This is a genomic window from Clostridioides sp. ES-S-0054-01, assembly GCA_021561035.1.
In the GTDB taxonomy this organism is placed as follows: Bacteria; Bacillota; Clostridia; order Peptostreptococcales; family Peptostreptococcaceae; genus Clostridioides.
Genome location: CP067346.1, coordinates 1073170 through 1088927, shown reverse-complemented (window position 1 = coordinate 1088927; position 15758 = coordinate 1073170). Strand labels below are relative to the sequence as shown.

Genomic DNA, 15758 nt, shown 5'->3' with positions numbered 1-15758 from the left:
TACTTTAAATATTATCTGCTAAAAATAGCACTTTATTTTTATTAATTCAACAATTATTCAAAATTGGTCACTGTACGTGTTTAACTGGATTTCACATCAACTCTATTTATATGTTATTGATGTTTATATATACAAAGCCTTATTGATTAGACTTCAATGTAATCTTAACTATTTCTGGTTTACAATTAAATCTAATTAAAACTTTTGACCCCCCTAAACCTTTATTTAAAATCATAGTGCTATTATCTTTTTCATATTTTCCCCAATCATACTCAGGAAAAAACTCTCTATTTGGAGATAATACACCTCCAATAAAAGGTATTCTTATTATTCCACCATGAACATGTCCCGCTAAAACTAAATCAGCTCCCCATTTTGCATACTTTTCAAAGAAAAATGGTGTATGAGCTAAAAGTACATTATATTCATTTTCTTTTACTTTACCTAGAGTATCTTCTATAAAATCGTCACTTAATTCTAACTTTTTATTATTAGCAAAAAAATATGGATAGCATTCCAATGGTATGATTAAACCATACAAATTAATATGACTATCTCCTTTATATATTCTTACGGATTCATTTTTCAGATTCATTATTTTCTTTGAATACAACTCCTTAAAATAATCTTTATATAAATGCTTGTACTTTTTTATCAAAGATTTTTGTTCGTGATTTCCAATTATATGGTATACTTCATATTTTTCTACTAAATTATCGACTAAATCTAATGCAACTTGAAAATTTTTATTTTCTCCATCAATTAAATCGCCTGTTATAAATATAACATCTGGATTTAATGACTCAATTTTATCTATCAATACATTATTATTTTTGTCAAATACCTTATTGTGTAAATCACTCACTTGAACTATTTTAAAGTTATCAAATTCTTTTGGAATTTTTTTGTTGAAAATATTATATTCTGTCGTTTCTATATGTTGAGTTTCATACTTATACAAAATATACAATAATGCTAATACTATCAATAAAACCTTTATAATCATATTCTCTTCCTCTTTATTCTATTTTATTAATATTATTATAATGCTTTTATGTTTTTTTTAAAACAATACATCAACATATATATATAAATCTTTTCGACATTATAAAAATAAGTCATCCTTTTCTAAAATTGTCATTTATTTTAGAAAAGGATAACTATAAAATTATCTATAAACTTCTATATTGTGAAATATAGTTTTTCCTTTATTTAAATTCTTATATACATGCTCTAAAGTTCCATCAAACCTAATAGAATGTCCAGACTCTAAAATATAAGTTTTCCCATCCACATTAAGGTCAAGTTTCCCTTCTATTACGAGTACATATTCTTCTAAAACATGACTATGTGTAGATGAAACATGAGTGCAATTTTCTTCAAGCTCAATTATAAAAAGTTCAAATCTTCTTTGAGGACTGAAAGGGTATATTGGATATAATTTCATATTCCCTTGTTGCTCAATAATAGGTTCTACTTCTTCTTTTTTTATTACCTCATAAGTATTTGTATTTTCATTTAATAGTGTTGTAAAATTTATTTTAAATCCAGATGAAATTTTCCATAAGGTAGATACTGTTGGACTTGATTCACCTCTCTCAATCTGTCCAAGCATTGCTTTACTAACACCTGTCATCTTTGAAGCTTTATCTAAACTTATGCCCATTTCTTGTCTCAATAACCTTAAATTTTCTCCCACATTAGGAAATTTATTATCCATGTTAAAATCCTCCTGATAGCTATTTGTATTCTATTATTTTCACTCCTGTAAGCTCTACTATCTCTTTTAATTTTAACATATGATTGTTACAAATTTCATCAAATTCATATATACAATCTTCAAGTCCTAATGCCTTATATTTATCAATTCCAAATTTATGATATGGGAGCAATTCCATCTTTCCTCCTGGAACATTCTGTTTGACAAATAATGCAGTATTTCTTATATTATCTTCACTATCATTTACTCCATAGATAATTGGTATTCTTATAACCATAGATTTATTCAACTTTGAAAGCCTACATATATTATCTAATATAATTTTATTACTTACCCCTGTATATTCTTTATGAATATTATCGTCCATAGATTTTATATCTACAAATATATGGTCTATTTTCTCAAATACATCATTTACTTTATTCCAATCAAAATATCCGCAAGTTTCAATTGCGATATTTATACCTTTATCATAAAAGACATCAACTAATTCTCTTAAAAAATCAATCTGAAGTGTGGGTTCACCTCCAGAAAAAGTTACCCCTCCATTAGATTCAAAGAAAAATATAAAATCTTTTTCAACTTCCGTTACTATTTCTTCAACACTCATTTCTTCAGTCATTATACAGATAGCATCTTTGAGACATGCTTTGACACATTCTCCACATAAATCACATTTATTGTTTATTTGAGTTCTATCAAATAGTGAACTTATATTTTGATGACAAACATCTATACATCTATTACAAGATACACATTTATCCTTCATAACACCTAACTTTACTATATTACTCCACGAATCTGGATTAGAACACCACTTACATTTTAATTTACATCCTTCTAAAAATATAGTAGTCCTTATTCCATCTCCATCATTTACTGAAAAATGTTGTACTTTTACAACTCTACCTTTTTTGCTCATAATCTACCTCATAATTAAAAATTACTATGTGAATTTCTAGCTATTATAGCATCTTGCATTTCTCTTGATAAATTAACAAATTGAGTACTATATCCAGCAACTCTCACTAATAAATCTTTATATTCTTCTGGATTTTCTTGAGCCTTTAATAGAGTATCATTTGCTACTGTATTAAATTGTACATGGAATCCTCCTAAAGCAAAGTATGATTTCACCATAGATGTTAGATTTCTAAGCCCTCTTTCTGTTTCTACTAAATCTTGATTCAGTCTTAAATTTAGAAGTGTTCCACCAGTATGAACATCATGATTTATTTTTGATGCAGATTTCATAGCTGCTAGTGGACTTGTTGTATCAGTACCAACAAATGGAGAAACTCCCTCTGTCAAAGGTTTTGTCGCTTTTCTTCCACATGGAGTTGCACCTACGATTTTTCCCGTTGGTACATAGTTTGATATTCCCATAAATGCACTATTAAATTTAGAACCAAAAATATCCTTGTATTTTCTAGTTTCAGTATAATAAAAATCAGAAACTTCAATTGCTAATGAGTCTACATAATCATTATCATTTCCATACTTAGGAACATCTAGTGCAAGTTTTCTTAACTCTTCATAACCTTCCCAATCATTATTTAGTGCTTTTGTTAATTCTTCTAATGTAGTAACCTTATCTTCAAACACTAATTTTTTTATAGCTGCCAATGAGTTTGAAACCACACCTAACCCTATACCAGTTAATACAGGTCCTATATTATATTTTGCGCCTCCTTTGCTTAAATCAACCCCCTTATCCAAACATCCATCTACACAAGTAGATAAAAATGGTCTTGGTACCATTTCTTTATGAATTTGTTGAGCGACAGTAGTTCCTATAACAGAATTCTTTACAAGATATGCTAATTGCTTTAAAAACTCATCCTTAAGTTCTTCAAAAGAAGTAAATTCTGTGATATTTTTTGTATCTATCCCCATTTTTTCTCCAGTTAGTCTACTCTTACCTTCATTCATAGCATATTCTAAAGCTGCTGCAAAATTGATATTTACGGCTGAAGTCCATTGTCCTGTTTTTCTAAAATGAGGAACTACACAACCACAGTTACTCCAATCTCTAGCATCTTCTGCATCATATCCATCTTGTAATAACATTTGTGCCCCTGCACCATCACTGTGTATAGCAGGGAAACCAGTACCTTGTTTTACCAATTTGGCAACTGCCATAACAAAATTATCTGGTGCTCCCTGACTTACTCTAACGCTTAACCCTGGTTGATGAGTTTTTACACTTTCTGTAGCCTTTAAACACATATATGAGATATCATTCGTTCCATCAGTACCATTTCTCTTTTTACCACCGACAGTAAGATTTTGGAATTGATTATATCCTGCAAAATAATTTGCCGTATTTGCTGATATAGTCCATACCCATTCTGATAACTTAATCCAAAGTGCTTCTATCAATTCTTGAGCTTCAGATTCAGTTATTTTACCTTCTTTAACATCATTTTCATAATATGGATACATATATTGGTCAAATCTACCTAAATTTAATGCCAATGGATTTTCTGATAGAATACCACCAAGTTGAACAAACCATACAAATTGTATTGCTTCATAAAAATTGGTTGGAGGATTTGCTGGTACATTCATACATATCTCTGAAATTTTTATAAGTTCTAACTTTCTCTTTTCATCTATTTCTTGTTCACTCATCTGTTTTGCAAGATTTGAATATCTTTTTGCCAGTATCATAATCCCCTCTGCAACTATAGAAACAGATTTGTAAAAGTCTATTTTTTCAATATTTTCTGAAATCGATATATCTAATTCTTCTATTTTCTTATCTGAATCTTCTTTAATCCCTTTATATCCTTTTACAAACAGTACATCTTGATAATCTGGTGTTACCTCGCCTACTGCCTGTCTCCACTTAGAATCATTATCTATTATTCCTGTATCTACCAATATCTTAGCTGTATCTTCTGGAATTCTTGCTAAAAAAACTTCTTCTAAAGATTTTCCCTTCCAATATGGAAATATTTCTTTTCTTATAAATTCTATTTGTTCTTTTGATATTACATATGGGTCTTGAGTTCTTTCATCAAAAGTATCCATTTCTTTGTCTACCCATTGCCAAGAAAACTCTGGTGTCAATATCCCTGTTCTTCTAAATTTTCCTGCTGTACCTACAATTAATTCATTTTCAAATATTTTTATAGGAAGCTCTTTACATGTCTCCAAAAAAGCTTTAGCTCTTCTTATACATATAGCTTCTCCCTCAGTTTTTTTGTGTGATTCTGTAAAAATTCTAGCCCTTTCACAACATATCATAGGTTTAGAATTAATATATTCTTGTCTAAATGCTTCTATTCTATTAGTTTGACTCATTTAAAATCCCCCTTTGGATAAATATATACTATATTTTTGTATGTTATAACATACTTTAATTATATTATACTGTCCTTTAGCATAAAATGGAAGTAAAATAACTTATATTTTTTTCATGTACCTTGAACTCCTATATATTAATACTTTCTTTGTTAAATCTATAAAGCCTAAAAAATTTATCTATGATATATTTCTATATTGTTATAGTTTTTTATCGTATATTAATGATTTGATTGCTTATTGCACTGTAATATGTTTATATTCTCTTTATATTAAAAATTTATTATTCAATACATATCACCTTCTTATGAAATTCTTATAACTTACTATTAGTAAAATTATAAGTTCCTTATTTTTTTGTATCAATATATGTACCCCGACTAGTAACTTAATCGACCCTACTGTCAGTACCTTGGTTTAATGGTATGTATATATTCAGTATAAACTCATCCTTATTATCTTCAAATAATAATTCTCCATTATATTTTTGTAAAGAAGATTTTATACTCTGAATTCCTATTCCATGCACAAACTTATCCATTTTGTCTGTTAACAGTATATTTTTTTTGAAAGTAAGATGATTTACCTTACTATTTTCACATTTAAGTACAAAAAATGACTTTGTTATAGTTCCTTTAATTCTAATATATTTATTACTACTTTCATCTATTATTTTGTCACATGCCTCTATTGCATTATCTAAAGTATTGGAAAATATACTCGATACATCTATAGGTTTTACAAAATTTACTTTTGAAAAATTTATACAGCAAGTAAATTTAATTACCTTTTTTGCACATATTTTACTCTTTTCATTGATTATAATGTCTAGTATCATGTTCCCTGTATTATAAATATATTTAAACTCTTTAATTTCATCTTTTAAATTGTTAACATATTCATCAATTTCTTTGCTATTATTTCTAAGATTATCTATACAACAAATGTGGTTATTTATATCATGATAAAGTTTCTTAACTCTCATATGAGATTCTTGAATACTCAAATAATGTGCATATTGCATATCTAACTTATTTTTTATTAATTCATTTTGAGATTTTAATCTGTTTTCTTTTATTATTTCTTTAAACAATAGTATAAGAAATATACTACTAGCACCTACCAACTTTGGATTAACAAAATTATCAAAATAATATCCTTCTGAATATAATGACCCAAACCGTTCTAAATTTTTTAATATAAAATTTACAAACATATTCATTGTATTAGCTAATAAGGCAAATAATAAATATACATAGTTTCTCTTATCTTGGCTAAGTAATTTTATAGACTGCCTAAAAAAACTAAATATAAGATATATAAGAATAATTATTAAATTACTATATATCTGAATTTTTATAGATTCTAAGCGAGGTACCAATAAGGATTCTTTAGCCGAAACAACATTACCTGTAATTACAAAAAATAGTATTCTATATACAACAGTATCTAAACACTCATAATATACACTAAATAAATAAAAGAAAACAGAATACTTAATATAACCCATCTTGTAAAAATAATTATAGTATCCTCCCCAAGCAATAAATTCTACTATAGAAAATAAATAGTTTATATTATTAAAGTAATTTCCTCTATTAAATAATCTACTTATTTGAACTATAATATAAATCAGAAACAACAAAGTATAAAATACTATTTTTTCATTTTTTTCATCATCCTTTTTATAAATTAAAATTCCTTTCATTATAGAAAACTGTATAAATATAGATAAAACTACTAATAGCTCAGTCATAAAATTTAACATATTGTATCACCAAGAAATTTTAAAAATTTCTCCTTAACTTCTTTATATCTATATCTACTAATAGGTACTTCTTCTCCACTTTCCAGTATTACAGTATTAGGCTTTATATTTTCAACATATCTTAGATTTACTATAAAGCTTTTATGGCATCTTATAAATTTATATAGATTTAATTCTTTTTCTATTTTACTTAAACTATATCTTATATCAAAATTCTTATTTATTGTGTGTATTAGCATATCTTTCTTTTGAACTTCTATATATTTTATTTCATTTAAATAAATCTTATATGTATTAGACTTATTTTTTATTGTAATATGACTTTCCTTATTTATTTCAATATCTTTGATACAAGTTAGCACATGTTTTTTTAGTTCTTCCAACTCTATTGGCTTTAGTAAATACCTATAAGCTCTTACCTCATATCCTTCTTGCACATAATCTATTAATGAAGTTACAAATATTATTTCCATTTCATTTTCTACTTCTCTAATCTTTCTTGCAGTATCCATTCCATTTAGTTTTTCCATTTTTATATCAAGAAGTAATATATCTATATCTTTTAAATTACTTTCCAGTAACTCTTCTCCAGATATATACTTTTGTATCTCATATTCTATACTTATATTTTTTAATATATTCTCAAGGTAATCTTCTATTAAAAGTTGTGTTTCTTTTTCATCTTCACAAACTGCTATCTTAATCATAAAATACCTCCTTATATAATTTCTAGTTAATACAATTAAAATATTTATAATATATTTAAAGATAATTTTGTATATCTGATACTTCATAATAACATTTTCAAATTATTTTTATCAATACTCAATCCCATATAACTGTTATTTTGATATGTCAATTTAAAGACAGAAATTACTATAATTAAAAACAGTACTTACTGATAAAAGAAGGTGTCTTAAAATATTTAAAAAATAATTTTAGGACACCTTCTTTTATTTATTTAAACTTTCTAAGCTTTAAATAATACATTAATCTTCTAGCCATTTCTCTATCTTATCAGATGAGCTATACCAGTCAAATTTGAACTTTATTTTCTTTTCCATAATACTCACTCTCCAAAATGATGTTTTTAAATAGCTTAAAAATCTATTTAAATAGTAGTAAACTAATAGCCATAACTCCCATTCCTGCAATCAATCCATAAATCGATAAATGATGTTCACCATATTCTCTAGCTGACGGTAATAATTCATCTAGTGATATAAATACCATAATTCCTCCTACAATTGCAAATATAATTCCAAGAGTTAAATCGTTTAAAAAATTTCTGAGAAGTGCATATCCAATAATTGCTCCTAGAGGCTCAGACATACCAGATAAAAAAGAATAGTAAAAAGCTTTCTTCTTATCTCCTGTAGCATAATAAACTGGTACAGATACAGATATACCTTCTGGTATATTGTGTATAGCAATGGCTACGGCTATCGGAATAGCTATTGTAACATCATCAAGAGCTGATATAAATGTAGCTAATCCTTCAGGAAAATTATGAATTGCTATAGCCATTGCTGTAAATATACCTGTCCTCAAAAGAGATTTATTTTTTTTAATATTCTTTTCTTGTATATTTTCCATTTTCTTTATCTCATGTGGATTTTCTTCTTGAGGAATCAACTTATCAATAATAGCAATGATAACCATGCCTATAAAAAAGGCTATTACAGTTGACCAGCTTCCCAATTTCTCTCCCATAGATTTTGTCAAAGCATCTTGTGCTTTAGGAAAAATTTCTATCATAGACACATAAATCATAACACCAGCAGAAAATCCTAAACTTATAGAAAGAAACTTAGTATTTGTTTTTTTAGCAAAAAATGCTATACAACTTCCTATACCAGTAGATAAACCAGCCAATAATGTTATCAAAAATGCAAATACTACATTATTCAAATAAATCACCTTCTTTTCAATCAATATTGATTATTATTTTCTTTCATGCTATCATATATATTTTATATGGTCAATATTTATAAAAAATATACACAATAAAAAAACAGAGATATAAACTTAGTCTCTGCTTTTTCTTAATAGTATATTAAAATTATTTATTCAGAAAATCCACTGCATATTGAACATATAAAGCAGTTCCAATTTCTAAAGCATCTTCATCTATATTAAAGCATCCATGATGATGAGGATAACAAGCACCTTTTGACTCATTTCTAGCTCCTACAAATGCTAATGCACCAGGTGCTATGTTCATAAACTCAGCTAAATCTTCTGCTCCTGTTACTTTTTCAAATAGTGTTATACATTCTTCTCCAAATAACTTAACTGCTGCATCTGTAGCTATCTTTGAACATTCTTTGTCATTTATAACTGCTGGTGTCAAATACCCATACTCTAATTCTGCTTCTGCTCTATATGCTTCTGCTGTAGATTTTGCTATACGTTCTAAAATTCCAGGAATTTGCTTTCTAAGCTCCGGATTAAATAGTCTTATTGTACCTTCTAAAACAGCTTCACTAACGATTACATTAAATCTAGTTCCAGAATTTAAAACTCCAACACTCACAACTAATGGCTCTAGAGGACTTACTTCTCTACTAACCATAGATTGCAGGTTCATAACTATTGCTGAACTTGCAAGCACTGCATCAACACCTTGGTGAGGAAGTGAACCATGACCACCTTTACCCTTTACAGTAATTTTAAAGAAATCGGCAGAAGCCATTCTTGGACCCTCTTCTACTGATATAGTCCCAGATTCTACATCAGTCCAAAGATGTATTCCAAATACACCATCTACACCTTCCATAGCACCATCTTTAATCATAGCTCTTGCACCTTTACCAACTTCTTCTCCTGGCTGAAAAAATAATTTTACAGTTCCATTAATACTATCTTTAATATCATTTAACACTTTTGCTGCTCCTAGAAGCATTGATGTGTGACCATCATGACCACAAGCATGCATAAGTCCTTCATTTTTTGATTTATATTCTACATCAGTACATTCAACAACCTGTAGTGCATCCATATCACCTCTAAGTGCTACAGTCTTTCCTGGATTAGCTCCTTTTATAGTTGCAATTACACCTGTACCTCCAGCTGACACATATGGTATCCCTATTTTATCAAGTTCTTCTTTAACTCTCTTTGATGTTCTAACTTCTTCCATACTTTTCTCAGGATTTTCATGAAATTCCCTTCTAAGCTTAATTACATAGTCTTTATAACTTTTTGTTATTTCTTTAATATTCATTCCCAGACCTCCAAGTAGTTCATATTCTTCTTATTTAAAATACTTTTTATCATTTAAATACTATATTAGATTTACAAAGATACCTGCTATTACTACAGATGCTATTGTAACTGTAGTAAATCCTCCAACAAGCATCTTTGGAAGCATTTTATCCATTAAAAATTCTTTTTCTTCTGGTGTTTCAGCCAGAGCCTTTACTGCTTCTTCAGTTAATATATAGTTTGGTGGGAAACCATAAAGTGCTGTAAGTGAAACTGAAAAAGCCATTTCTTTACTTTCACCTAAAAGCTTTCCTGCTATAATAGAGAAAATTCCCATACCTATTACACCAAATATTATGATTCCTACAAGAGGAACTGCCATTTCAGCAAGCATTGTTGGTGTAGCTTTTGCTAACCCTGCAAATATAAAAGCCATCAATGATGTCATTAACCATCCAAATGAACCAGACTTATTAAGCGGTTTTCTATCAACTATTCCAAGTTCTGATGCTATTACACCAAATATTAAACATATAACATATCTTGATACGACTTCATTTGTAAGATTTGTAAATTGTACTGCTAACCATGCTACAAATCCTAATCTAAGTATTATCATATATGTTGTATCATACTTTTCAGGTAAGTCTGGAATTATCTTAAATCTACTTTTTTGTTCAGGTAAATCCTCAACTTTTTCTTCAACCTTATTTGCTGTTACTTTTCCACTTCTAAAATCTGATAAAAGTCTTTTTCCTTCTTTTTTAAGCATTAATGCTGTAATAGGATAGCCTGCAAATCCTTGTGCAACATACATTAAAATTGCAAGTACTGCCAAACTTGCAAGACCTTTTGCTGTAGCTGCATCTGCCATCATTATAGATGCAACTAGCCCTCCAGTAAGAGGTGGTGTAGCTATTACTGCTGTATCCCATCCAAATACTAATGTACCTAATGCTAAAGCTCCTATACATACTCCTGCGATTCCTGCTAGAGCTATTACAATTGTTTTCCATTGACCTGCTAATTCTTTAATACTCATCATAGTTCCCATATGTGTTATTAATAAAAGCATTCCCAACTGAGCTAATGGTGTTCCTAAAGCGGCTAAATCTACAATATTTTCTGGGAAAAAAGTCCAAAATCCTACTATAAATATAATTGCTGATACAAAAACTGATGGAACAAAAGCTTTAGTTTTTGCTGAAACTACGTCTCCTATCGTCAGTGATACTAAAACTAAACAAAAAGCTGTTATTGCCTCCATACAAAATCCCCCCTCATAATAAATATATTTTTATAAAATGTATGTATAGTTATCCATTATTTTACTACTTTTGAAAAACATTTCAAGTCAAAATTCGATTTTTTTCACAAAATTTCATAAATTCGATAAATTAAAGTTAGTTTTCTAAATTATTCTTTTTATAAAAACGTTATCCTAATCATTGGCTATTTAACTCTATCCTTATATAAAGAATTAAATGTAATTTGCAAAAAATAAAACATAGAATACATTTTATTCATAAAACACCTCTATAAAATGAATTGGCTTTATGAATCTTAACATATTCTATGTTTGTAAATTTAATAGGTATATTAGCTATAGTGTAAAATTTATATACTAGTTATTGTGTAACCTACTATATACTCCATTTTTATTTACCAACTCTTCATGAGTGCCTCTTTCTTCAATTCCTTTATCCGTCAACACTATGATTTCGTCAGCATTTTTTATAGTAGTCAATCTATGTGCAACAACTAAATTTGTTCTATCTTTACTTAATTCTTCTAAAGACTCTTGAATTTCTCTTTCTGTTACATTGTCCAAAGCAGATGTAGCCTCATCCAATATTATTATTGGAGGATTCTTTAAAAAGATTCTTGAAATTGAAATTCTTTGTTTTTGTCCACCCGATAATTTTACTCCTCTTTCTCCTATATAAGTATCATATCCATCTGGCAAAGTCTCTACAAAGTCATGTATCCTAGCTTTTTTAGCAGCAGCTATCATTTCTTCATCTGTAGCATTAGGGTTTCCACAAAGAATATTATCTCTTATAGTTCCTGTAAATAAAAACACATCCTGTTGAACTATACCTATATTTTTTCTCAATGATTTTAAACTGACATCTCTTATACTCTTTCCATCAATTTTTATATCACCCTTATCAAATTCATAAAATCTTGGCAATAGGTTACATAATGTAGTCTTTCCTCCTCCAGAAGGTCCAACTAATGCTATAGTCTTACCAGCTTTTATAGATAAACTCAAATTATCTAAAACTTGAGTCTTATCTTCATATGTGAAAGATATATTTTCTATCTCAATATCACCTTTTACATTTTCAAGTTCAATAGGATTTTTAGCTTCTTTTTGATGGTCTTGTTCCATTATCTCTATAAATCTTTTAAAACCTGTCATACCATTTTGATATTGTTCTGTAAAGTTTATTAATTTTTTCATAGGTTGTATAAACATTTTTACATATAGTATATAAGCAGCAAAATCACCCAAAGTAATTTTTCCTATATAGGTAAAGTAACCACCAGCTATGACAGCTACCCACTCTAAGGTGTCCATGTATAAATTCATACCAGAATAGTATTCTGCCATTACTTTATAAGAATCTTGTCTTGCTCTTCTAAATAATTTATTGCTTCTTACAAACTTATTTAATTCTTCTTTCTCAGTACAAAAAGACTTAGTTACCTTCATACCTGCTATACTATTTTCTAAAGTAGCATTTACATCACCTATAGTAACCCTACTTTTCATAAAAGCTATATTCATCTTATCTTTTTTAGCTATTGCAAACCAAATTATAAATGGTAATATAGCAAATATTATAAGGGTAAGAGGAATATTTATATCTATAAGTATAAAGAATGAACCAAGCAACATTACTATAGAAATAAATAAATCTTCAGGTCCATGATGTGCAAGTTCTGTTATATCCATTAAGTCATTTACTATTCTAGACATAGTTACTCCAGATTTGTTATTATCAAAATACGTATTTGGAAGTCTTTGTAAGTGTGTAAATACTTCATTTCTCATATCGGCTTGCATATCCACACCAATAACATGTCCCCAATACTGCATAAAATAGTTAAGCCCTGCTTTTGCTATAAATATAAGTATAAGTGCTACTGCAAAAACTACTAACATTCTTAAGTTTTTATTTGGAACAACGTCATCCATTATATTTCTAGTTATCATAGGATAAACTAAATCACATAAGGAAAATAAAAAAGCTGCTATAAGGTCTAGTGTAAAAATTTTCTTATATGGCTTATAATATTTGACAAATTGTTTTATCATAAATGTTAAACCCCTCCTTTATTAGTACTTCTAAAAAATACCCATAAATTAGTATAACATAACAATAACTTTAAATCTTTTATAAACTTATAAATTAAAACAATATTTTTCATAAAATTGAAGATTTATATAATATGGTTGTGTGCTTGAAACAACATAAAAAGAGTTATATCTATATAAATAAAATTTTATAAAGATACAACTCTATATTTAATACTAAATTCTTTTAATAAATACAAAACTATTTCAATGCATTCAATATCTTTTTATCTAATGCTGTCGTATTTATACCTGTTATATATCCTGTTGCCTTTATTGAAGGTATATCATAAGTTGTCGGTAGTATAGTAGTGGATACTATTAAATCAGCACCTTCTTGTTTTGTTACACATTCAGCGACTTTACATTGTACAACTTCTGCTTGTATATTATTTTCTTTAACCAATCTTTCTACTCTGTCACAAACTATTGTTGATGTTGCGATTCCTGCTCCACATGCTACCAATATTTTTTTCATATCTTGTCCTCCTACAATTTCTTCAACATTTTATAATTCAAAATACAACTGATGAATTTCTCATATCTTTATTTATATAAATAATTATATCATTTTATATAAAAAGAACATCTTAAAATTATTCTTTTAGTATGTTCCTTATTTCAACATTACTTACACTTAAAATATCATTTTTTATACAAGACTCTATGTACTTTGATATATTTTTATAGTCATTTAAATCAAACTGTTCAATATTCAAGTTATATTCTATATCACTGACAATACCTATTAAATCAGACTTATTAGATAAAATATCCTCATATTTATCTTTTCTAGTTACTTCCAATCTTTTAAACCTATAGTTTTTATATCCTTCTACGATAATTAAGTCCATATCTTCATATAATTTAATCATTTTATATAATGGATTCTTATCTTTTAGTTCTTCAATATATGCTACTCGTTTATCTGATATTATACAGACTTTTCTTGCCCCAGATTTTCTATGTTTGTAAGTATCTTTTCCTTCCTCATCCATATCGAAATCGTGACATGTATGTTTAATAACTCCAACACGATACCCTTTTTTATTTAATTCTTTTATTATGCCTTCAATCAACGTAGTTTTACCTACTCCTGAATAGGAGACAACTGACAATATATTATACATAAAATTGTGTCCTTTCATAAAACTATCTAATAACAACATCTACCAATTGATTTTCTTTTATTGTTTCATTCTTTTTAATCTTAATCATACAATTACTTCTTAGAGTTGCAGATAATCTCGCTTTGGCATCTTTCTTATCATTTAGCTCTACATACAATTTACCTTCACTTGTATATAGTTTTCCACTTACAAATCTATCTTTATTTGAAAGTTTATTAAATTCTCCTCTAAATATAGCTTTTATACAATGAATTCCTTTTTTATGTGTCAAATACTCAATAACAGGAACTACCACATTATCAAATACCACGATTGCTGCATGTGGATTGCCAGAAAGACCAAACAATAGTTTTTCTCCCAATGTAGCTACATAACAAGCACCACCAGGTTTAATGTTTATCTTCCAAAATAATTCTGTTGCCCCTATTTTTTTGAATACATCTGGAATTAAATCTTTATCTCCAACAGAAACACCACCTGTGGTAATTAAGAAATCTACATTCTGTAACATATCCCTTACCTTTTTTTCTAACTCCAATATATCATCAGAACAATTGCATATTGTATCTGCTTGTATCCCAAGTTTTAATAGTCTTGAATATAAGGTATATCTATTGCTATCGTATATCTTACCATTCTCTAAAATCTCATTTATATCTTGTAGCTCTGTTCCTGTATTCAAAATTCCAACTTTTAAATCATCATAAACAGTTACTTTGGATATTCCAAGACTTGCTAATATCCCAATACCATCATATCCTATATTCTGATTTTTATTAATAATCAATTGTCCCTTTTTTATATCCTCACCCTTAAATATGTAATTATCGTATTCCTTTAATTTTACATTTAAAGTTATCATATCACCTATAACCGTTACATCTTCTTTTTTTATTACACAGTTTGCACCCTTTGGTATCTTTCCACCAGTCATTATCTTCAATGCTTCATTTTTATTTAATACACTGTCAAACACTTCTCCTGCATACAAAGCCCCTATAACCTTTAAATTTCTATTTTCAGAATTTGCATTATATGCATAACCATCATATGGTGACCCATCAAATGGAGGACTATCAATTGTTGAATATATATCTTCTGCAACTACTTTATTTACTGCATCTATTAGATTTACTCTTTTGACCCTGTTTATTGGTAAAACATTTTTTTCAATAATTTTTATGGCATCTTCTAATTCTATCATTTTAAATACTCCCCAATATATTTTTTATTTAAGATATTTCTATGTAATATATTATA

13 protein-coding genes are annotated in these 15758 nt (G+C 28.0%); all 13 read right to left on the bottom strand.

All coding sequences use genetic code 11. The annotated features are described in order from the left end of the window. Window positions 1-139 precede the first annotated feature (139 nt). Window positions 140-1006 carry a metallophosphoesterase gene (locus JJC02_05285; protein UDN55591.1) on the bottom strand — a complete coding sequence of 289 codons (867 nt, stop codon included), beginning with the start codon at window positions 1004-1006 and terminating at the stop codon, window positions 140-142. A gap of 162 nt (window positions 1007-1168) precedes the next feature. Beyond that, window positions 1169-1720 carry a helix-turn-helix domain-containing protein gene (locus JJC02_05280; protein ID UDN55590.1) on the bottom strand — a complete coding sequence of 184 codons (552 nt, stop codon included), beginning with the start codon at window positions 1718-1720 and terminating at the stop codon, window positions 1169-1171. Window positions 1721-1739: 19 nt separating this feature from the next. Continuing rightward, window positions 1740-2642 (bottom strand): glycyl-radical enzyme activating protein, encoded by a 903-nt coding sequence (locus JJC02_05275; protein ID UDN55589.1) that lies wholly within the window; start codon window positions 2640-2642, stop codon window positions 1740-1742. Window positions 2643-2656: 14 nt separating this feature from the next. Further along, window positions 2657-5029, bottom strand: a complete 2373-nt coding sequence (locus tag JJC02_05270) for a formate C-acetyltransferase/glycerol dehydratase family glycyl radical enzyme (protein UDN55588.1) — start codon at window positions 5027-5029, stop codon at window positions 2657-2659. 388 nt (window positions 5030-5417) lie between these two features. Continuing rightward, window positions 5418-6797, bottom strand: coding sequence for a GHKL domain-containing protein (locus tag JJC02_05265; protein UDN55587.1), 1380 nt, complete (start codon window positions 6795-6797; stop codon window positions 5418-5420). After that, window positions 6791-7504, bottom strand: a complete 714-nt coding sequence (gene rgbR / locus JJC02_05260) for a two-component system response regulator RgbR (GenBank protein UDN55586.1) — start codon at window positions 7502-7504, stop codon at window positions 6791-6793. The genes JJC02_05265 and rgbR overlap by 7 nt, the downstream gene beginning before the upstream one ends. Before the next feature lie 400 nt (window positions 7505-7904). After that, window positions 7905-8708 carry a zinc transporter ZupT gene (zupT, locus tag JJC02_05255; GenBank protein UDN55585.1) on the bottom strand — a complete coding sequence of 268 codons (804 nt, stop codon included), beginning with the start codon at window positions 8706-8708 and terminating at the stop codon, window positions 7905-7907. 151 nt (window positions 8709-8859) lie between these two features. Beyond that, on the bottom strand, window positions 8860-10023 hold the full coding sequence (locus JJC02_05250) for an amidohydrolase (protein ID UDN55584.1): 1164 nt from the start codon (window positions 10021-10023) through the stop codon (window positions 8860-8862). A 60-nt stretch (window positions 10024-10083) separates the two neighbouring features. After that, the gene (locus JJC02_05245; protein UDN55583.1) at window positions 10084-11271 is read right to left on the bottom strand and encodes a hypothetical protein; all 1188 of its coding nucleotides are present in this window, start codon (window positions 11269-11271) and stop codon (window positions 10084-10086) included. Between the two features lie 357 nt (window positions 11272-11628). Beyond that, window positions 11629-13329: an ABC transporter ATP-binding protein gene (locus JJC02_05240; protein UDN55582.1), complete on the bottom strand. Its 1701-nt coding sequence runs from the start codon at window positions 13327-13329 to the stop codon at window positions 11629-11631. A 241-nt stretch (window positions 13330-13570) separates the two neighbouring features. Further along, complete coding sequence (locus JJC02_05235) at window positions 13571-13846, bottom strand: PTS sugar transporter subunit IIB (GenBank protein UDN55581.1); 276 nt, start codon at window positions 13844-13846, stop codon at window positions 13571-13573. Window positions 13847-13964: 118 nt separating this feature from the next. Then, window positions 13965-14537: a molybdopterin-guanine dinucleotide biosynthesis protein B gene (gene mobB / locus JJC02_05230; GenBank protein UDN55580.1), complete on the bottom strand. Its 573-nt coding sequence runs from the start codon at window positions 14535-14537 to the stop codon at window positions 13965-13967. Further along, complete coding sequence (locus tag JJC02_05225) at window positions 14521-15702, bottom strand: molybdopterin molybdotransferase MoeA (protein UDN55579.1); 1182 nt, start codon at window positions 15700-15702, stop codon at window positions 14521-14523. The genes mobB and JJC02_05225 overlap by 17 nt, the downstream gene beginning before the upstream one ends. Between the last annotated feature and the right edge of the window lie 56 nt (window positions 15703-15758).